Genomic DNA, 17331 nt, shown 5'->3' with positions numbered 1-17331 from the left:
GCGCGCACAAGGGGCGGGCGCCGCCGCGCCCGCCCCTATGACCTGCGGTTTCTCGCTCTACTCGGCGAAATACGCCGCGAGCAGAACCACGTCCTCCTCCGCGGAGGGGTCGTTGAGACCCTGCGGCAGCACGGTCTTGACGATGTGGTCGACCACCGCCTCCGGGTCGTGCCGGCTCGCCCGGGGGACGCCGGCGGCCGCGGAGTGCAGACGGGCGAAGGCCCGGTCCATCGGCTCACCGGTGCGGTGCAGCAGCCCGTCGCTGTAGAGCAGCACGGTCTCGCCGGGGGCCGGTTCGATCTCCACGCTGGGCGCCTCCCAGCAGGCCAGCATGCCGAGCGGCGCGGAGAGCGAGGTCTCCACGAACTCCGCCCGCAGGTCGCCGAGGACCAGCGGCGGGCAGTGACCGGCCCCGGCCAGCACCATCTTGCGCGGCGCCGGGCCGTCGAGCCCCGCCGGCAGCGCGGGCACACCGGGCCCGCCCGCGGCCCCCGGTGGCGGCTCGGTGAAGGCGAACAGCGCGGTGGCGCTGCGGGCCGGCTCGGTCAGCCGCATCAGCAGCTCCAGGTCGGAGAGGACCGCGACCGGGTCCTCGCCCTCCATCACGGCGTAGGCCCGCAGCGAGGCCCGCAGCCGCCCCATGGCGGCCACCGCGCTCGGCCCGGACCCGGTGACCGAGCCCACCGCCAGCCCCAGCGCGCCGTCCGGCAACGCCAGCGCGTCGTACCAATCGCCGCCGCCGCGCGGCCCGGTGGCGTGCCGCACCGCGAGCCGGACGCCGGGGAGCCGCGGCAGCCTGCTGGGCAGCAACTCCGTCTGCAGGGTGCGGGTGGTCTGTCGGCTGCGGTGGAGTTCGAGGAGCCGGGCGAGGTGCTCGGAGGCGTGCACCCGGTAGAGGCCGACGAGGTGGCGCCGGCGGTCGCCGGGCTCGGCGGGCTCGTCGTAGAGCCAGACCGCGGCGCCGATCCGGCCGATGGGGTCGGCGGTCAGCGGCACGGCGTAGCTGGCGGCGTAGCCGAGGCGGGCGGCGACCTCGCGGAGCCGGGGGTCGAGGTCCTGCTCCCCGGGGATGTCCGGTTCGGCGATCTCGGTCCGGGCCTCGGGGTCGGCACCGTCGGCCGCGCCGGGCTCGGGCAGGCCGTCCAGTATCCGCGCGAACGACAGGGCGCGGCGCGGCACGGTCTCGATGTGACCGATCTCGGCGTGGCCGAGGCCGAGGCCCACGGTGGTGCGCGGACCGAGCCCGTCCTGCGGGTCGAGGACGACCAGTCCGCGGCGGGCGCCGACGAGGAAGGCGCCGGCCCGCAGGAGTTCGCGCAGCGCGTCCTCCAACGTCCGGGTGCGGGCGAGCCGTTCGGTGAGGTCGTGGAGGGTGCTGAGGTCGGAGATCCAGCCGGCCAACCGGTCCTGGATGGCGGCGATCTGCTCCACGGGGGAGGGTGCGGCGGGGGCGTCCGGTGCGCCGGAGCGGGCGCCGTCCTGGGGAGCGTCGGCGTCGGACGGGCCGTCAGCGGAGGCGCCGGCGGAGGCAGGCGTCACATGAGGATCGGCAGTGTGCGTGGGAGAGGGGAGAGCTGGTTCGATTCCAGCCACTTTCGGAACGTGCGGGGCGCTCATGGCCGGCGACCCACGTCGCGCCCGGCAAATCCCCAGGTCAGGCCGCGATGTGGCAGGGAGTGCGGCGTTTGTTTGAGTGATGTTGTGCGGTACTGTCGCCCGCTCAATTTCCTCAATAGCATCGCAAACCCCCATGTCATGCTGCTCCGCTATCAATGCCTCCACATGTACACGCACCGGCGATGTGATGTCCAGCACTGTCCCTATGGGGTTTGTGGTGTCAACGAGGTCTGTAGATTGGCCTGAAAACAGCCCCCCGGGCGTCAATTTGCGGTCTGCTGGCCGCGATCAGCAGCGCGTCATATCCACCGTGGCGGGTACCTACTCGGATAGGTGCGGGGGCAGTTGGGGCCGCACCGGAACTCTCCGGCGGGCACCGGCGTCCTATACGGCGACACCGCGACGCACTCCACCAGTGGCGGGATGGCACACCGGAAGCGCAAGCGCCATGCGCGCGCCACCCTCCGCCACGTTCCACGCCCGGTGTACGGCGTGATGCGCTGCCTCGTACACGCGGTGACCAGAGAGCCACGTGTGGTGATCGAGCGCCATCGACCTACGGGTCGCACAACCCGGCCGGCCGGCCGAACCGCATGACCGGGCCCGAAGCACCAGCTCGTACCGGCCCGGAGCACCACAACGGTAATTGCGAACGGCATGCACCAACGGTGTCAGCTCACCGACGTGCAGTGCGAAGGACCAGCCCTCGGCGTAACGGAAAGGAACGAGCGCTCATGCGCGAGATCCTCGGAAGGCGACGCAAGCCCCTGTTCCGGCGCGGCGGGAGGTCAGCGCTGCTCGGTGCGGCGCTCCATTGCGCCACCGAGTGGCAGTGGCCCGTCCTCCCGGGCGTCGGACTGCGGCCCGCCGGCCGCCAGCAGGCGGGCGGGCGGCTCGGCCTAGGCGAGCGGGCACCCCGCCGCTGCAATTGCCCCGACCCCGACTGCGTGGTGCCGGGCGCCCACCCCTTCGACCCGGGGCTGTTGGCGGCCACCACCGACCCGAAGATGGTGCGGTGGTGGTGGACCAACCGCCCGGACGCGCCGATCGTCCTGGCGACCGGCGGCCGGGCCCCGTGCGCGGTGAGCCTGCCCGCGGTCGCCGGGGCCCGCGCGCTGGCCGCGCTGGACCACTTCGGCGTCCGCACCGGCCCCGTGGTGGCGACCCCGACCCGTTGGTCGCTGCTCGTATCGCCGTACGGGCTCCCGGAGTTGGGCGAACTGCTGAGCTCCCGGGACCGGGTGCCGAGTTCGCTGCGGTTCCACGGCGAGGGCGGCTATCTGGTGCTGCCGCCGTCCCCGACCGGTGCCGGCAAGGTCCGTTGGGAGCGCCCGCCGGCGGCCACCCGGGTCGCGCCCCGGTTGCCGAAGGTCGCCACGATCGTCGACGCGCTGGTCACGGCGAGCACCGCCACCCCCGACGGCGGCAGCCGGCTCGCGTACTGAAGGCCCCTCCGGTGCGACGGCGGTCGCGCCGGGGAGGTGGCCGGAAAACGCGCCTCTCCGGTTCACCCGTAAGGGTGTGAGCGGTCGTTGGGGGCCGTGGGATCCCCGGGGTTGGGCATCCGGTGCCACTCCGGCGGGCCGATAGGTTCGGCGCACCGTCCGCCGGTCGCGGACGGCACTGCCCCCGCCTCCCCGCCCCGTCGTACCTCTCGCAAGTGGGTCCCATGCAGCGTGCGCGGATTCTCCGCCTGACCGGGCTCGCCGGCACCGCCGTGCTCGCCCTCACCGTCCCCCTGGCCGCCGCGACGGCGGGCCCGGCGGACCGGGCCCGCCCGCCGGGCGCCCGCAAGGCCACCGGCGCCCCCGCCGGGCCGCTCGCCGACCTCGTCGGCGCTCTCCTCACGAGCGGCCGCACCGCCCACTGCGGGCCCGAACTCCCCGCCCAGCACGGGCTCACGGCCCGGACCTGCGTCCTCACCGAGGGCGGCCGCACCTGGGCGCGCACCTCGTTCCGGAATTCCACGGGTGAACCGCTGCGGGCCGCGTTGACGCTGCTGCGGCCGGACGGCCGGAACAGTCAAGCGGATTGCGTGGTTCCGGCGGGCGGGGCGCCGGACGTCTGCGAGACCCCCGGCGGTCCGACGGCGCGCGGGACGCGCGGGCCCTACGGGGCGGTGGCGGAGTTCTCCGACGCGGCGGGGGAGCGGCTGCGGCTGCGCTCGGGCGCCAACTGGACGCCGGGCGGCGGGAGTTCACAGCGGTGAGGGCCCGACCTGGGCGGGCGGCGGTCCGGGACCGCGCGGGGCGCGGCCGGACATGGAAGCGCCCGGTCGCTGGCGACGGGGGATGCACCAGCGACCGGGCTCTTAGAACCGTAACAAGAGATCGGCGGTTCGCAAATTCGATCGTGGAATTCCGGACGCGGATTTACCGGTGGGCACCGGGGAGTTGCCGCACCGCTGTGACCGGTCTCACGTCCGCGATCGTGTCGTCGGGCCGGTCAGCTCAGCGTGACCTGACGGTTGGTGAGCCCGCCGCGGGCCCGGCGCTCCTCGGCGGTCAGCGGCGCGTCGGTGGCGAGCGCCTTGGCCAGCCGCTCCTGGAACGCGGCGGCCGGCCCGGCGACGTCGTCGGCGCTCATCGAGGACGGCAGGTCCCACACCGGGACGACCAGGCCGTGCGCCCGGAACGAGCCGACCAGCCGGGTGCCTTCGCCGAGCGCGGAGGTGCCGGCGGCGTGCAGCCGGGCGAGCGCGTCGAGCAGGTGCTCCTCGGGGTGCTCGGTGACCCAGCGCAGGTGGTTCTTCTCCGGGGCCTCGCACCAGTACGCGCCCTCCAGGCCCGGGATGCGGGCGGTGGGGATGGCCGCGGCGTTGGCCCGCTCCAGGGAGGCGGCGACCTCGCCGGTGGCGTTCTCGGCGTTCTCCACCCAGAACTCGAAGCCGGTGTGGACGGTCGGCTCAAAAGGAGCGTCCAGGTCCAACAGGTCCTGCAGCCGCGGCCCGTCGGCGAGGGCCCGGCCGGCGGCGACCGGGTGGCCGGGCTCGGTGGTCAGCGCCCGCTGGAGGGTGTCGGCGAGGTCCCGGCTGATGTCGCCGGACGAGGTGTCGTTCTGAAGGCCGAGCAGCACCGCGCCGTTGTCCCGGCGCAGCGCCGGCCAGGCCATCGGCAGCACGGTGGCCAGCGTCACCGAGGGCACGCCGTCGGGCAGCCCGCCCTTGAGCGTCAACGGGGCGGTGGCGGCGGGTACCAGCTCGCGCAGCGCGACCCAGTCGCACTCGCCGGGCAGCCCCTCGAACGGGCGCCGCACCAACTCGGTGACGGCGTGCGCGGCCTGCCGGCCGTGGCACGCCTTGTAGCGGCGGCCGGAACCGCACGGGCAGGGCTCGCGGGCGCCGACCACCGGCACCTCGCCGTCCTTGATCTGTACTGCTGCGGCCCGGGGCTGGGGGCGGCGCTTCTTGGCCATGGCGACGGTGCTCCTGATGGTTCCTGGTCGTACGGACGCGTTCCGGCGCGAGCCTAAAGGAGAGCGGTGCCCGCGGCGCCGGCAACATCGCCGGGAGCGTCGCGAACGCGTCGCCGCGCGGGGCGGCTCGTCGCTGTCCACCGGGGGCGCCCGCTAGGGGAGTTCGTCGAACTCCGCGAAGGCCAGGCCGGTCGCGCCCCGGCCGTTGCGCGGCCGGCGGGGCGTGCCCTCGCGCGGGGCCTTCCGCAGCGAGAGCGGCAGCCCGACGGCCATGTCGGTGGTCAGGTCGGCGGTGAGGTCCGCCCCCAGATCCACGCGCGTAGCGAACGCGCCCTGAAGCGAGAGGGCGGCCCAGACCGTGACCTCTCCCGGGGCGGAGTCGCGCACGCCCCAGTCCTTGGCGAGCGAACGGATGATCGCCAGCCCCCGGCCGCCGCGCGCGGTGACCGACGGCGTGGCCGGAACCGGACGGGTCGGCCCGCCGCCGTCGGTGACCGCGATGATCAGTCGCCCCTGCTCGTCGATCCGCCAGGCCGCGCGGACCGAGGCGCCGGGAGCGGAAGCGGAATCCGACACCGCGTCCGACGCGGCGCCGCAGTTGTCCGCGGATGCTCTCGCGGATGCGGAATCCGGTACTTGGGCTTCGCATATCGGACGCGCATGGCGACACGCATTGCTCAGCAGTTCCGAAAGGACCAGGACCGCGTCATCAACGACTGTGTCCTGAACTCCACTTGCCAACAGCTCTTCTCGCATGCGCCGCCTGGCCATGCCGACACCCGCTGGACCATGGGGTACGGCCATGATCGACGACGTCGGCACCTCTTGTGCCACCACCAACGCCACCCCCGAGACCTCCTTTGCCCCACGCCACGGGATGGATGCCCCAATGGACTGGACCGGAAACCGGCCAACCGACACGCAGTGACGCACTCGACACCGTCGAATACGGGCCGAGTGCGCCGGGGCACACCCCGTAAGGAGCCTTACTCCAGGCCGAGTTGCTTACGTACCTGTTTGGGGCGGTTCGTAATGATTGCGTCCACCCCCAAGTCGCGGCACAGCTCCACGTCTGACGCCTCGTTGACCGTCCAGACGTGCACCTGGTGGCCCGCCCGGTGGGCCCTGGCGACGTAGTCGGGGTGCGCGCGCAGGATCCGTACGCCGGGGCCGGCGATGCGGACGCCGGGCGGCAGCCGGCCGTCCCGGTGGCGGGGGGTGAGGAACTGCATCAGATAGACGCCCGGGATGTCCGGGGCCGCGGCCCGTACGCGGTGCAGGGAGCGCGCCGAGAAGCTCATGACGCGCACCGGCGGCGCCCAGTTGGGGGTGGCCGGTTTCGTATGGCCGAAGCGCGCCAGCAGTTCGACCAGCCGCTGCTCCACCTGTCCGGCCCAGCGGGTCGGATGCTTCGTCTCGATGGCCAGCTCGACCCGCCGGTCCGCGTCCGCGACCAGCTCCAGCAGCCGCTCCAGGGTCAGCACGGAGGTCCGCTCGGCGTCCTCGTCCTGTTGCCAGTCCGGCTCCTCGTCCGCGTTCACCGGCCGCCCGGTGGCGCGCGCCAGCCGCTCCACGAGGCCCTTGTGCTCCAGCCCCTTCCAGGACCCGAAGTCCAGCGCGGCGAGATCGGCCAGCTCCAGCGCGGAGACCGCCCCGCGCCCGTTGGACGTGCGGTTCACCCGCCGGTCGTGGACGCAGACCAGATGGCCGTCGGCGGTCAGCCGGACGTCGCACTCCAGCGCGTCCGCCCCGTCCTCGATCGCCCTCCGGTACGCGGCCAGGGTGTGCTCGGGGGCGTCCTCGGACGCCCCGCGGTGGGCCACGACGGCGATGGCGGGACGGCCCGGACGGGCGTCCTCGGCGGGGCGCGGGTAGGTCACTGCGTCATCGTGCCATCCGCCGCCGCGCCCCCGCCCGGCAGAAGATCACCGGCGCCCGGCGCCCCCACCACCACGGGCGGCGACTATGCCCACCTCTGGCCTGACTCGTCCGCATTAAGTCACAGGTTCGGCTTACGGTGCCCTGACGGACCATAGGGAAAGCTGGGGGAGGCTGGGCGGTGTCCGGGGCGGTGGGGGCCTCGTCGACGGCCGCCGGCGGATCCCCCGGGCCACCACCGGGACGGTCGGGACTCGCCCGGAGCGGCGAGATCCCGGATGCTGGAGTACCGCGGGATCCCGGATGCTGGAATACCGGGGCGGTCCCTTGGGCCGGCACCGCCGTGACGCACGCTGACTGAGGAGAGAGCTGTGAGCACCGAGAACGAGGGAGCCGGAGTCCCGTCGGAGGCCAAGCCGCCGACCGGGCCGCAGCCGGACAGCGCCCCCGCGCCCGCCTCCGGCGACCAGACTCACGACGCCCCGCCCGCGCCGGCCACGCCCCCGCCGCCGGACTACGCCCCGCGGGCCACCGGCCCGGCCGACGAGGACCGCACCCAGCAGCTCCCCCCGACCCCCGCCGCCCATCCGGAGCAGCCGCCCGGCTCGCCCGCGGGCCCCCAGGTCCCGTACGCCGCGGCCGGTCACGGTTCCGCCGGCGGTTGGGGCGCGCCCCCGCCCGGCGGCGGCAATCCCTGGGCCGCGCCCGACCACCGCCCGGCCCCCCAGCGGCGCAACGGCGGGCTGATCGCCGCGGTGCTCGTCGCCGCGCTGGTCGCCGGCGGCGTCGGCGGCGGCATCGGTTACTGGGCCGCGGGCCGCAACGACAACTCCTCGACCACGGTCTCCGCCCCCGGCGACGCCGGGGCGCTGAACCGCAAGCCCACCTCCGTCGCGGGGATAGCGCAGCGGGCGCTGCCCAGCGTCGTCACGATCGAGGCGCAGGGCGCCAGCGGCGACGGCGGCACCGGCACCGGCTTCGTCTACGACAAGCAGGGCCACATCCTCACCAACAACCACGTGGTCGCCAGCGCCGCCGACGGCGGCCGGCTCACCGCGACGTTTTCCAACGGCAAGAAGTACGACGCCGAGGTCATCGGCCACGCCCAGGGCTACGACGTCGCCGTGATCAAGCTCAAGAACGCCAGCGGTGCCACGCTCAACCCGCTCCCGCTCGGCAAGTCCGCCAACGTCCAGGTCGGCGACGCCACCATCGCCATCGGCGCCCCGTTCGGCCTGTCCGGCACGGTCACCACCGGCATCATCAGCGCCAAGGACCGCCCGGTGGCCTCCAGCGACGGCGGCGGCAGCAGCGCCTCGTACATGAGCGCCCTCCAGACGGACGCGTCGATAAACCCGGGCAACTCCGGCGGCCCGCTGCTGGACGCCGGCGGCAACGTCATCGGCATCAACTCCGCGATCCAGTCGGCCGGCAACGGCGGCGGCGGATTCGGCGGCGAGTCGGGCCAGTCCGGCAGCATCGGCCTGGGCTTCGCGATCCCGATCGACCAGGCGAAGCGGGTGGCGGAGGACCTGATCAAGACCGGGCAGCCGGTCTATCCGCAGATAGGGGTCCAGGTCGGCATGCGGGAGTCCGGCGACGGCGCGACCATCGCGCAGACCGGCAACAACGGCAGCGACCCGGTCACCCCGGGCGGCCCGGCCGACAAGGCGGGCCTGAAGCCCGGCGACACCATCACCAAGCTGGACAACACCATCATCGACAGTGGCCCGACGCTGATCAGCGAGATCTGGCAGCACAAGCCCGGCGACCGCGTCACCCTCACCTTCAAGCGCGGTGGCAAGGAGCACACCACCCAAGTCACCCTGGGGCAGCGCACGGGCGACAAGTGACGCGCTAGTCTGATCCCCGCGGCACCGCACCCCGGCGCCGCGGGGAGGCTTGCCCGAGCGGCCTAAGGGAACAGTCTTGAAAACTGTCGTGGCGGCAACGCCACCGTGGGTTCAAATCCCACAGCCTCCGCAGGTAGATGGCCCCTGACCAGTAACTTCGGTCGGGGGCTTCTGCGTTGAGTGCCATCCGTCGATGCCCGCGATTCCCCTTTGTTCCCCGGCACTTCGGGCACGGAACGGGCATGAGGGCCGCCTCTAAGCCGACCTTCCACCCTCGCCCACCACTCACCCTGGCTTCCGTCCCGTCCGCCGTCGACCCACACACCGTGGAGCGGGCGTGGTTCAGGGCGTCAAGGTGGAGCGCGCCACTGTACGAACGACCTTGACGCCCTGGGCCGCGTCCGCTCGGCTCTGCCTGGGTCGACGGCGGACGGGACGGAAGCCCCCACTTCAGCCCCTCACCAGCCGGCACTCGGCGACGGCGCCCCCTGCCCCCGGTGCCGGCCGATCCCCCGCCGGAGGCATGTTCTTCCCACCCCTCAACCTTCCCCTCCTTCTCACCTCGTCTCGTTGCCCGCGGGGACTCCCGTCCGGCCTTGCCCTGGGACGTGCGCTCTCGGGTGGCTGATTTGCTCCGGTGCCGCCGGCGGGTGGCCGTGGTCGGTCCTGGGTGTGGGTGGTGGTTCGGGTTGCGGGGTTCCCGGCTCGTTCCGGTGCCGTTGTGGGCGGACAAAGCGGCAAGGGATCACCCCGTGGCAGCTTCGGTGGCGCGGGGCCGGGGGCCGGGCGGAGCGGGCCGGAGGCAGGAGCGGCGCCCGAGCCCCCGAGCCCGGCGCCGGCCCGTGTGACGGGCCGGCGGGGTGTGATTCCCAGCGGCGGCTGTATAGCCGTTGGCCGGGCGCCGGATGCCAAAGGCAAGAGCCCCCGCAAGACCAGGACCACAAACCCACGATCCCTGCGGGACGTGCCTCGGGCTGTCCGCTCACGGCGAGGACGGGGGGTTGCCTGCCCCTTGTGACGCTGGTGGACTCGATGGCGACGGCTGAGCGATTGATCCGGGACGGCCCTGCGCGGAACGGCACCCCGAGAGACTGCTGCGGACCCTTCCCGCACCCCTTCCCCGCCCGGAAGGGCGGGGCTTGATGAGGTAGAGAAACCTGTAACAACTCGCGCTGGGTTAGGCGTCGAAGTCGTACTCCAGGATGTAGGAGGCAGCGTCGAGCGTCATCTCGTTGATCTCGACGGGGCGACCTTCGTCGGCGAACGCGGTGCGACAGATGAGAATGACGGGTGTGCCCGCGGAGATGCTCAACTGTGCCGCCTCTTCCTTCGAGGGCATGCGCGAGCGGATCTCTTCGCGGAAGTGCACGGGCTTGTAGCCGAGTTCGGCGAGTCGGGTGTAAATCCCTCCAGGGCCCGTGTCCTCCCGAGTGATCGCCGACCCTGCGACTACGGACATGGGGAGGTAGCTCGTCGCAAGCAGGACGGGTTTTCCATCCAGGACGAACCTTCGGCTCCGCGCGCACACGCTGTCGTCGTCGCCCAGATCCAGAACCGCTCTCACGTGGTTGGGCGCGGCCCCTTCCGACACCGTCACGTTGTCCACCACAAGGTTGCGGTTCTCGATGTCGGCAGACCAGATGGAGCGACCACTGCCCCACTGCTCTTGCGCCAGTCGTTGAATGCCTCGGCGCCTAAGGGGTCGGAAGGCTCGGACGAACACACCGGCGCCCTTGCGGGCCTCGGCGACTCCTTCGTCCTTGAGTACGCCCAATGCCTGGCGAGCTGTCATGCGGGCCACGCCATGCTCTGACATCAGGTCGTTTTCACCCGGAAGCCGATCACCAGGACCGTACTCCCCAGACTGGATCGCCTCACGTAGGGAGTCCGCGATCCGCTGGTACTTCGGCCGACGGTCGTCGTCGGTGTTGGTCATTCCGGAGCCCTCCTCTCTTCTCTAGACAGCCTAGGTCATGGGCAAGACACCCGCCCGGTTCGTGCAGTCGCAATCCACGTCGGCAACGTCTCTAGACAGATTCCTTGACGTCTCTAGAGAAGTGCGCTCCAATGGAGATGTCTAGAGAGGTCGCATCGGGCGGCCTCCCGAAACAAGGGAAGTAGCCATGCCGTCGTTCAAGATCGACCTCTCAACCGCTGTCGTGTTCGTGGCGACCGCGCCGGCGCCGAAGATGGCGAACAAGCAGACCGGGGAGCGGGCGGTGGATCGGGAGTCCGGTGCCGGGCTGTCGACCGTTGGCCTGCTGATCTCGGATGAGGGGGAGGGGAACCTGTACCAGGTGACCGTCCCGGAGACGGGTCTGCCGGAGAATCTGGCGCCGGGGATGCCGGTGCGGGTGGTGGGTCTCAAGGCTCGGGACTGGGAGAACGAGTTCAACGGGCAGAAGCGGCACGGGATCGCGTTCCGCGCGGTTGCGCTCACGGCTGGGGCCTGACATGGCAGACCTGGGTACGGCGCTCGAAGTGACGGGTGCCTTAGCGGGGGCCGGTGGCCTGGGCTACGCCAAGGTGCGTGCGCCGCGGGTGTACTGGTCGCTGGTGGGTCTGCCGGTGACGTGGGGCCGGTTCACGGTCACCTACCGGTCGACGATGGATGTGTGCGGGTTGACGGTGCAGCCGTCTCGCCTGCGGGCGTTCATGGCTCGCAATATCGCTCGCCGTGAGGTTCAGCCGGTACCGCCCAAGGTCCGTCGGGTGCGGGGCACTTCGACTGGCCTGCGGGTCTCGCTTCGGCTCCCGGCCGGTTTGGAGCCGGCGGATGTGGCGGCCTCGTCCGAGCGGCTGCGGCATGCCTGGGGCGTTCACTCGGTGACCGTGGTGGAGGCTAAGCCTGGTGTGGTGGAGCTGCGGATGACCGGCTACGACGTGTTGCGTCGGGTGCGGATGCCGCGCCGGATCAAGGTCGGGTCGATGGCGGTGCCGGTGGCGTTACGTGAGGACGGGTCCCCGTTCTTGCGGGACTACCGCCAGGTGCCGCACTCCCTGACGCTGGGTGCGAACTTCTCGGGGAAGTCGATGTATCAGCGCAACCTGATCAAGGGGCTGGCGAAGCTGCCGGTGGGCTTGATCGGCATTGACTGCAAACGCGGCGTCGAACAGGGCTCCTACGCCGCGCGGTTGTCCGCTTTGGCGACCACGCCTGATGAAGCTGATCGGGTCTTGGACGTGGTGGAGACGCTGATGGAAGACCGCTTCGACCTCCTGGCTCAGCATCGGGTCTCGGACCTGTGGGCCTTGCCGGAGAGGGTGCGGCCGGTGCCGTTGGTGGTCCTGGTCGATGAGGTGGCGGAGCTGTTCCTCGTCGCGGTGAAGAAGGATGAGGAGCGTCGGGACCGGATGGTGATGCGGATGGTGCGTATCGCGCAGATGGCCCGGGCGGTCGGCATCTACTTGGAGATCTGTGGCCAGCGGTTCGGCTCCGAACTGGGCCGTGGTGCCACGATGCTCCGTGCCCAGCTCACCGGCCGTGTGGTGCATCGGGTCAACGACAAGCAGACGGCCGAGATGGGGCTTGGCGACATCGCCCCCGACGCGGTGTTCGCCGCAACGGCCATCCCCGCGGACCGGCCCGGCGTCGCTGTCGCTGGTGACACCTCCGGCGGTTGGTCCCGCATCCGCACTCCGCAGGTCACCGCGGAAGAAGTTGCCCGCGACTGCCGTGAGCACGCTCATCTCGTTCCGAACATTCCGGCCTTGGCGCCGTTCCGTCCGGCCGTTCCCGTCGAGCTGACGCCGGCTGGTGGTCCGTCGCTGGTCAAGCCGCGACCGGTCACCGAGTAACACCCCTTCCCCGCATCACGGTTGGCGTGACCGTCTCACGCCGGGTCCCTAGCACCGCCATGCCTGAAACCGCAGTGAAAGGACCACGGCCATGGCTGCAACCAAGCGCACTACGCCTCCCAAGCCCCCGGTCAAGGGTTGCCTGGTCTGCAAGGGCACCGGAGAAGTCGCCCGCACGGTCCGGGTCGGCCGCAGGCATCGCGTGGTCGGCGAACAGACGGGCTTGTGCCTGAACTGCCTCGGCTCCGGCGAAGCCCCCGCTCACTAGCCCTCTGCCGGGTCGGGCGGCTGCACACAGACCGCCCGCACTGGCCCAACTCCCTGAAGGATGTGAAGACCATGGTCCGCTCGATCCGCCCGGATGCCGTCCTGATCCAGGCCGTGATCGCTGGTGCCCTGTCCTTCGCCCATCTCCACGACATTGCCCAGGCTGCCGGCCAGGAAGGGTGGAAAGCCTGGGCCTACCCGGTCAGCGTGGACCTGCTGTTCGTCGCCGCCTGGCGACGCCTGCGAACCCTGCGTGCCGACCACCGCGCAACCCGGCCGGCTTGGACCTGGTTCGTGATCGCACTCGCCGCGTCCCTGGGCGCGAACATCGCCACTGCCGGTCTGCTCGACTTGACCCACGTGCCGGCGTGGCTGCGCATCCTCGTCGCCGGATGGCCGGCCCTGGCCTTCTTCGGCGGCACGCTCCTCGCCCACACACCCACCCCGGCCCCGGCCCCGGTCGCGGAATCCGCGGTCCAGCCGGAGGCGGCAACCGAGCAAGAACTCGACCCGATCACCGTTGAACGGGCACCACAACCGACGCCCGCCGAACTGCCCACTCCCGCAGCGGAGTCGGAAGCTCCCGCGGTGATTGAGGCGCCTGAACCAACTCGCGCCCCTGCGCCGGCACCGGTCCCGGTGTCTGAGCCAAAGCCTGTGTCTTCTGGGCCGGTTGTCCCGCCCGCGCTGTTGCAGCACGCCCGCAAGGTCGCTGAGACCCACCGCACCACCACCGGTACCCCGATCGACATCGAAACCCTGCGCGCCCGCCTCGGCCTCTCGCCGGCGCTGGCCGAAGCCATCACCGCCCAACTCGCCTGAAAGGAACCGATCATGCGTCCTGCCATCGAAAGCGCCTTGAAGCGCTCCGCCGAACTCACCCGAAACAACCGCCTCGTTGACGGCATGCGCGCCGGCGAAGCCGCGATCAACCAGGCCACCGAGGACGAACAGCTTGAGATCGCCCAGTGGCTCACCGACCACGCCGACGACTTCACCGGACAGGAGAGCTGATCATGCGGTCTCACATCCGCTTCACCCTGGAACTCGCCGCCGCACTCGCCGCCCGGGGCCGGGTCGTCGAAGCGATGCAGATCGGGATCACCGCGATCGACGCCGCGACCCGCGACGAGTTGCCCGCCGTCCGCCACTGGCTCAACACCCACCCGGACGCCTTCGCCCGCCAGGAGGGCTGAGCTGATGTCGCGTCCGAACCGCTTCTACGACGTGATCCGCATCGGCCCCGTCCAGGTCGGTAGCCACTACGACGGCCGCGGACGCACCAAGCACACCGCCGCGTGCACCGCGCCCGGCTGCGGCTTCTCCGCCGACTACCGCGACCGCGCCGGCGCCGAACTCGCCGCCCGCACCCACCGCTGCAACCCCTGACCAGAAGGGACACCCGCCATGTTCACCCCGAAGATCCCGCCCCCGGACACCGCGCAGCCGTTCACCATCCCGACCGCGGCTCCGCTCGTCCCCACCGCGGACACCACGACCCCGGTCCAGCCCGCCACCCCGACCCCGACCCCGGCGGTCGGTAAGCGGTCCGCGGTTCAGCTCACGCCCGGTGGCGTGGTCGCCGTCGCCGCCGGTGGCACCGCGGCCGTGCTGATCGTCGGCGCGGTCCTGGTCTCCATGCTCCTCGCAACGGCCATCACCGCGGCCTCCGTCGCCATCTGCGCCCTCGTCGTCCGCTCGATCCTCACCAACCAGCACACCAACCACTGAAAGGAGCCCCGACATGGGCCTGTTCAACCGCAAGAGCAACGACTCCGCCCCCGCCGACCCTGCGATGACGGAGAAGGGCCGCGAGTACGCCATCGCCAAGCGGCACGGCGACCGCAAGACCGCCAACCGCCTCATCCGCGAGATCGGTGACGGCTCCAGCACCAGCGAGGAGCGGACCGCGTTCTGGCAGGGCGCCGACTCCTACGACAACCTCCCGCCCGCCTACTCCAAGCGCCGCAACCGCCGCTAGACGGCCCCCGGGGCGGCCTCGGTCGCCAAACTTCCGCCGCCCCGGGCGCCTGCACCCCTTCCAGACCCAACGACCCGAAAGGGACTGCTCATCATGCCCGAAAACACCCGGACCCCGCGCACCCAGACCTCGCGCTACTGCCCCGACTGCGACGGCTTCCCCTGCGTCGCCATCACCACCGGCCTGCGCACCACCGCCGGCACCCGCCACACGATCAAGGTCGTCTGCCGCACCTGCCGCGGCACCGGCCACACCACCCGCGCCGCCGACCTGATCCACATCGGGAAGTGAGCGCCGTGGCTGACCTCACTCCGACCCCGGACCGTCCCGGCCTGCACGTCAGCAAACCCTCGCCCTCCGCCCCAGCCCAAGCCTCTGCCGTGTGCCACTGCGGCGCCCGCGCCACCGCCCACGGCGACGACCAGGTGCGCCGCCTGGTCCAGGGCTGGGAAGCCAACCACGGTCCCGCCCACTCCAAGGGGGGCCACCAGTGATCACAACCGCCCGCAACGGCCTACGAGTCCTGGACCTGTGCTGCGGCGCCGGAGGTGTGTCGATGGGCTACCACCAAGCCGGGTTCGACGTCACCGGCGTCGATATCGCCCCACAACCCCACTATCCCTTCGAGTTCCACCAGGCCGACGCGATCAGCTTCGTCCGCGACCACGGCCACGAGTACGACCTCATCCACGGCTCCTGGCCCTGCGAACGCTACGCCCGTGTGACCAGGTGGCGGGGCAACCCCGACGACCACCCCGACCTCCTGGCGCCTGGTCGAGAGGCCATGCAGGCCACCGGCCGGCCCTGGGTCATCGAGAACGTGCCCGAGACGGCATCGGCCGGTCTGTTGAGGCCGGACTACCTGCTGTGCGGCACACAACTGGGGCTTCAGGTTCGTCGTCACCGGGTCTTCGAGACCTCTTGGAGCGGCGGCGGAGACCTGGTCGCGCCCTGCTGGCATCACCGGGGCCTGCACCCCTTCGACCACAAGGGCGAGCGCGCCTACGCCGACGCCATGGGCTGCACCTGGATGACCAACAGGGAGGCCCGCAAGGCCGTACCGCCTGCCTACTCTCACTGGATCGCCACCCAGTACCTCAACTTCACGGACGCGGAGGCAGCCGCGTGATCGACTCCGCCACCGCGGCGGGCCTGGACCCGACCACCCTGGGCGATCTGCTCAAGGTGGCCGGGTCTCCCGGCTTCGACCGCCTCACCGACCAGATCCGCCGCACCGGCGGCTGCTCCGACCCGATCCACCTGACCGGCGCCACCGTGACCCGCGACGCCAAGACCGGGCAGGTCCTCCACTCCTATTCGACGGACGGCGAACCCGGCGGCCGGCTCCGGGTGGCCTGCGGCAACCGTCGTGCCTCCCGCTGCCCGTCCTGCGCCTGGACCTACGCCGGCGACACCTACCACCTCATCCGCGCCGGCCTCGTCGGCGACCCCACCAAGGGCACGCCCCACAGGGTCCGCGAACACCCTCGCGTCTTCGCGACGTTGACGGCCCCCTCCTTCGGGTCCGTCCACAACCGCCCTGGCAACCGGCCCTGCCGCTGCGGCACCCACCACCCCGACAACGACCCCGCCCTTGGCACTCCGTTGGACCTGGCCGCCTACGACTACGCGGGCGCGGTGCTGTGGAACAACCACGCTTCCGACCTGTGGCGCTACTTCACGATCTACCTCCGCCGCGAAATCGCTCGCCGCGCCGGCCTGACCCAGAAGGAAGCCCACGCCCAATCACGGGTCTCCTTCGGCAAGGTCGCTGAGTACCAAAAGCGTGGTGCGGTCCACTTCCATGCCGTCATCCGCTTCGACGGACCCGGCGGTCCCCACACCCCGCCCCCGGCCTGGGCCACCCACGACCTACTCACCGACGCCATCCACGCCGCCGCAGCCCGCGTCCAGCTCGACGTTCCCGCCGCCGGCGACCAACCCGTCCGAACTCTGCGCTGGGGCACGCAGTTAGACATCCAAGCCATCGGCGCCTTCGGCGACGGCGAAGACATCACCGAACAGGCCGTCGCCTCCTACGTCGCCAAGTACGCCACCAAAGCCGCCGAGACCACCGGCACCGTCGACCACCGCATCGGCAACAAGGAAGCCCTGGTGCTGCTCGGTGTCCCCGAGCACCCCGCCCAACTCATCGCGGCCTGCCTCGACCTCCACCCCCTCTACCCCGACCGCAAACTCCGCGACTGGGCGCACATGCTCGGCTTCCGCGGCCACTTCTCCACCAAATCCCGCGCCTACTCCACCACCCTCGGCGCCCTCCGCCAGGTCCGCGCCGACTACCGCGCCGCCCAACAACGCACCGCCCTGGGCCTACCCGACCCCGACCAACACCCCGAAGCAACCACCCTCGTCCTGGCCCACTGGTCCTACGCCGGCCACGGCCACACCCCCGGCGAATCCTGGCTCGCCGCCAACATCCGCCGCGACATCCAACACAACCGCGACATCGCCCGCGAACTCCGCACCCAACTCAACACCGACGACACCAACGGGGAGTGGTGA

The 17331-nt window shown here is 71.6% G+C and carries 22 protein-coding genes and 1 tRNA gene; 18 read left to right on the top strand and 5 right to left on the bottom strand.

The annotated features are described in order from the left end of the window. Positions 1 to 57: 57 nt before the first annotated feature. Positions 58 to 1617: a PP2C family protein-serine/threonine phosphatase gene (locus PV796_RS19330; RefSeq protein ID WP_446750607.1), complete on the bottom strand. Its 1560-nt coding sequence runs from the start codon at positions 1615 to 1617 to the stop codon at positions 58 to 60. Between the two features lie 734 nt (positions 1618 to 2351). Between PV796_RS19330 and PV796_RS19325 the strand changes: the two genes are divergently transcribed. Both PV796_RS19325 and PV796_RS19320 read left to right on the top strand, forming a co-directional pair. Continuing rightward, complete coding sequence (locus tag PV796_RS19325; protein ID WP_274914547.1) at positions 2352 to 3062, top strand: bifunctional DNA primase/polymerase; 711 nt, start codon at positions 2352 to 2354, stop codon at positions 3060 to 3062. 224 nt (positions 3063 to 3286) lie between these two features. After that, positions 3287 to 3826: a hypothetical protein gene (locus PV796_RS19320; protein WP_274914546.1), complete on the top strand. Its 540-nt coding sequence runs from the start codon at positions 3287 to 3289 to the stop codon at positions 3824 to 3826. A 236-nt stretch (positions 3827 to 4062) separates the two neighbouring features. On the opposite strand, the gene PV796_RS19315 is transcribed toward PV796_RS19320, so the two are convergent. Together PV796_RS19315 and PV796_RS19310 are read right to left on the bottom strand one after the other, a co-directional pair. Beyond that, positions 4063 to 5031 (bottom strand): DUF5926 family protein, encoded by a 969-nt coding sequence (locus PV796_RS19315; RefSeq protein ID WP_274914545.1) that lies wholly within the window; start codon positions 5029 to 5031, stop codon positions 4063 to 4065. Positions 5032 to 5184: 153 nt separating this feature from the next. Then, positions 5185 to 5877: an ATP-binding protein gene (locus tag PV796_RS19310; protein ID WP_274914544.1), complete on the bottom strand. Its 693-nt coding sequence runs from the start codon at positions 5875 to 5877 to the stop codon at positions 5185 to 5187. Between PV796_RS19310 and PV796_RS19305 the strand changes: the two genes are divergently transcribed. Further along, entirely contained in the window at positions 5834 to 5959 is a 126-nt protein-coding gene (locus PV796_RS19305; RefSeq protein ID WP_274919408.1) for a hypothetical protein, read from the top strand. The genes PV796_RS19310 and PV796_RS19305 overlap by 44 nt on opposite strands. Positions 5960 to 6017: 58 nt before the next feature. Here the strand turns inward: PV796_RS19305 and PV796_RS19300 are convergent, their stop codons facing one another. Next, on the bottom strand, positions 6018 to 6911 hold the full coding sequence (locus PV796_RS19300; protein WP_274914543.1) for a glycerophosphodiester phosphodiesterase family protein: 894 nt from the start codon (positions 6909 to 6911) through the stop codon (positions 6018 to 6020). A gap of 369 nt (positions 6912 to 7280) precedes the next feature. On the opposite strand from PV796_RS19300, the gene PV796_RS19295 reads away from it, so the two are divergent. Then, positions 7281 to 8762, top strand: a complete 1482-nt coding sequence (locus tag PV796_RS19295) for a S1C family serine protease (protein ID WP_274914542.1) — start codon at positions 7281 to 7283, stop codon at positions 8760 to 8762. A gap of 43 nt (positions 8763 to 8805) precedes the next feature. After that, positions 8806 to 8892, top strand: a tRNA-Ser gene (locus tag PV796_RS19290). Between the two features lie 1047 nt (positions 8893 to 9939). On the opposite strand, the gene PV796_RS19285 is transcribed toward PV796_RS19290, so the two are convergent. Further along, positions 9940 to 10698, bottom strand: a complete 759-nt coding sequence (locus PV796_RS19285; RefSeq protein WP_274914541.1) for a GntR family transcriptional regulator — start codon at positions 10696 to 10698, stop codon at positions 9940 to 9942. A 187-nt stretch (positions 10699 to 10885) separates the two neighbouring features. Here PV796_RS19285 and PV796_RS19280 point away from each other — a divergent pair, with 187 nt between their 5' ends. The 13 genes from PV796_RS19280 to repSA all read left to right on the top strand — a co-directional run bounded on the left by PV796_RS19280 (position 10886) and on the right by repSA (position 17331). After that, positions 10886 to 11215, top strand: coding sequence for an SCO3933 family regulatory protein (locus PV796_RS19280; protein WP_274914540.1), 330 nt, complete (start codon positions 10886 to 10888; stop codon positions 11213 to 11215). A 1-nt stretch (position 11216) separates the two neighbouring features. Continuing rightward, positions 11217 to 12560, top strand: a complete 1344-nt coding sequence (locus PV796_RS19275) for an FtsK/SpoIIIE domain-containing protein (protein WP_274914539.1) — start codon at positions 11217 to 11219, stop codon at positions 12558 to 12560. A gap of 91 nt (positions 12561 to 12651) precedes the next feature. Next, positions 12652 to 12828, top strand: a complete 177-nt coding sequence (locus PV796_RS19270) for a hypothetical protein (protein ID WP_274914538.1) — start codon at positions 12652 to 12654, stop codon at positions 12826 to 12828. A gap of 71 nt (positions 12829 to 12899) precedes the next feature. Then, complete coding sequence (locus PV796_RS19265; RefSeq protein WP_274914537.1) at positions 12900 to 13649, top strand: DUF2637 domain-containing protein; 750 nt, start codon at positions 12900 to 12902, stop codon at positions 13647 to 13649. Positions 13650 to 13661: 12 nt separating this feature from the next. Further along, positions 13662 to 13841, top strand: coding sequence for a hypothetical protein (locus tag PV796_RS19260; RefSeq protein WP_274914536.1), 180 nt, complete (start codon positions 13662 to 13664; stop codon positions 13839 to 13841). A gap of 2 nt (positions 13842 to 13843) precedes the next feature. Continuing rightward, on the top strand, positions 13844 to 14023 hold the full coding sequence (locus PV796_RS19255) for a hypothetical protein (protein ID WP_274914535.1): 180 nt from the start codon (positions 13844 to 13846) through the stop codon (positions 14021 to 14023). A gap of 4 nt (positions 14024 to 14027) precedes the next feature. Next, complete coding sequence (locus tag PV796_RS19250; RefSeq protein ID WP_274914534.1) at positions 14028 to 14216, top strand: mobile element transfer protein; 189 nt, start codon at positions 14028 to 14030, stop codon at positions 14214 to 14216. A gap of 18 nt (positions 14217 to 14234) precedes the next feature. Continuing rightward, complete coding sequence (locus PV796_RS19245; protein WP_274914533.1) at positions 14235 to 14558, top strand: SpdD protein; 324 nt, start codon at positions 14235 to 14237, stop codon at positions 14556 to 14558. 13 nt (positions 14559 to 14571) lie between these two features. Beyond that, positions 14572 to 14808 (top strand): hypothetical protein, encoded by a 237-nt coding sequence (locus PV796_RS19240; protein ID WP_274914532.1) that lies wholly within the window; start codon positions 14572 to 14574, stop codon positions 14806 to 14808. 93 nt (positions 14809 to 14901) lie between these two features. After that, positions 14902 to 15099 (top strand): hypothetical protein, encoded by a 198-nt coding sequence (locus PV796_RS19235; RefSeq protein ID WP_274914531.1) that lies wholly within the window; start codon positions 14902 to 14904, stop codon positions 15097 to 15099. 5 nt (positions 15100 to 15104) lie between these two features. Continuing rightward, positions 15105 to 15302, top strand: a complete 198-nt coding sequence (locus PV796_RS19230; RefSeq protein ID WP_274914530.1) for a hypothetical protein — start codon at positions 15105 to 15107, stop codon at positions 15300 to 15302. A 62-nt stretch (positions 15303 to 15364) separates the two neighbouring features. Further along, the gene (locus PV796_RS19225) at positions 15365 to 15937 is read left to right on the top strand and encodes a DNA cytosine methyltransferase (protein ID WP_446750691.1); all 573 of its coding nucleotides are present in this window, start codon (positions 15365 to 15367) and stop codon (positions 15935 to 15937) included. After that, entirely contained in the window at positions 15934 to 17331 is a 1398-nt protein-coding gene (gene repSA / locus PV796_RS19220; RefSeq protein ID WP_274914528.1) for a replication initiator protein RepSA, read from the top strand. The genes PV796_RS19225 and repSA overlap by 4 nt, the downstream gene beginning before the upstream one ends.

Origin of the sequence: Streptomyces sp. WZ-12, from assembly GCF_028898845.1 — a bacterium.
In the GTDB taxonomy this organism is placed as follows: Bacteria; Actinomycetota; Actinomycetes; order Streptomycetales; family Streptomycetaceae; genus Streptomyces.
The sequence above is the reverse complement of the archived record's forward strand: the minus strand, read 5'-3'. Positions and strand labels throughout refer to the sequence as shown.

What these genes read in the sequence shown, in the direction of transcription:
- PV796_RS19330 (WP_446750607.1), bottom strand. Translation starts at nt 1,617, where the DNA reads ATGAGCGCCCCGCACGTTCCGAAAGTGGCTGGAATCGAACCAGCTCTC.
- PV796_RS19325 (WP_274914547.1), top strand. Translation starts at nt 2,352, where the DNA reads ATGCGCGAGATCCTCGGAAGGCGACGCAAGCCCCTGTTCCGGCGCGGC.
- PV796_RS19320 (WP_274914546.1), top strand. Translation starts at nt 3,287, where the DNA reads ATGCAGCGTGCGCGGATTCTCCGCCTGACCGGGCTCGCCGGCACCGCC.
- PV796_RS19315 (WP_274914545.1), bottom strand. Translation starts at nt 5,031, where the DNA reads ATGGCCAAGAAGCGCCGCCCCCAGCCCCGGGCCGCAGCAGTACAGATC.
- PV796_RS19305 (WP_274919408.1), top strand. Translation starts at nt 5,834, where the DNA reads ATGATCGACGACGTCGGCACCTCTTGTGCCACCACCAACGCCACCCCC.
- PV796_RS19285 (WP_274914541.1), bottom strand. Translation starts at nt 10,698, where the DNA reads ATGACCAACACCGACGACGACCGTCGGCCGAAGTACCAGCGGATCGCG.
- PV796_RS19280 (WP_274914540.1), top strand. Translation starts at nt 10,886, where the DNA reads ATGCCGTCGTTCAAGATCGACCTCTCAACCGCTGTCGTGTTCGTGGCG.
- PV796_RS19275 (WP_274914539.1), top strand. Translation starts at nt 11,217, where the DNA reads ATGGCAGACCTGGGTACGGCGCTCGAAGTGACGGGTGCCTTAGCGGGG.
- PV796_RS19270 (WP_274914538.1), top strand. Translation starts at nt 12,652, where the DNA reads ATGGCTGCAACCAAGCGCACTACGCCTCCCAAGCCCCCGGTCAAGGGT.
- PV796_RS19265 (WP_274914537.1), top strand. Translation starts at nt 12,900, where the DNA reads ATGGTCCGCTCGATCCGCCCGGATGCCGTCCTGATCCAGGCCGTGATC.
- PV796_RS19260 (WP_274914536.1), top strand. Translation starts at nt 13,662, where the DNA reads ATGCGTCCTGCCATCGAAAGCGCCTTGAAGCGCTCCGCCGAACTCACC.
- PV796_RS19255 (WP_274914535.1), top strand. Translation starts at nt 13,844, where the DNA reads ATGCGGTCTCACATCCGCTTCACCCTGGAACTCGCCGCCGCACTCGCC.
- PV796_RS19250 (WP_274914534.1), top strand. Translation starts at nt 14,028, where the DNA reads ATGTCGCGTCCGAACCGCTTCTACGACGTGATCCGCATCGGCCCCGTC.
- PV796_RS19245 (WP_274914533.1), top strand. Translation starts at nt 14,235, where the DNA reads ATGTTCACCCCGAAGATCCCGCCCCCGGACACCGCGCAGCCGTTCACC.
- PV796_RS19240 (WP_274914532.1), top strand. Translation starts at nt 14,572, where the DNA reads ATGGGCCTGTTCAACCGCAAGAGCAACGACTCCGCCCCCGCCGACCCT.
- PV796_RS19235 (WP_274914531.1), top strand. Translation starts at nt 14,902, where the DNA reads ATGCCCGAAAACACCCGGACCCCGCGCACCCAGACCTCGCGCTACTGC.
- PV796_RS19225 (WP_446750691.1), top strand. Translation starts at nt 15,365, where the DNA reads ATGGGCTACCACCAAGCCGGGTTCGACGTCACCGGCGTCGATATCGCC.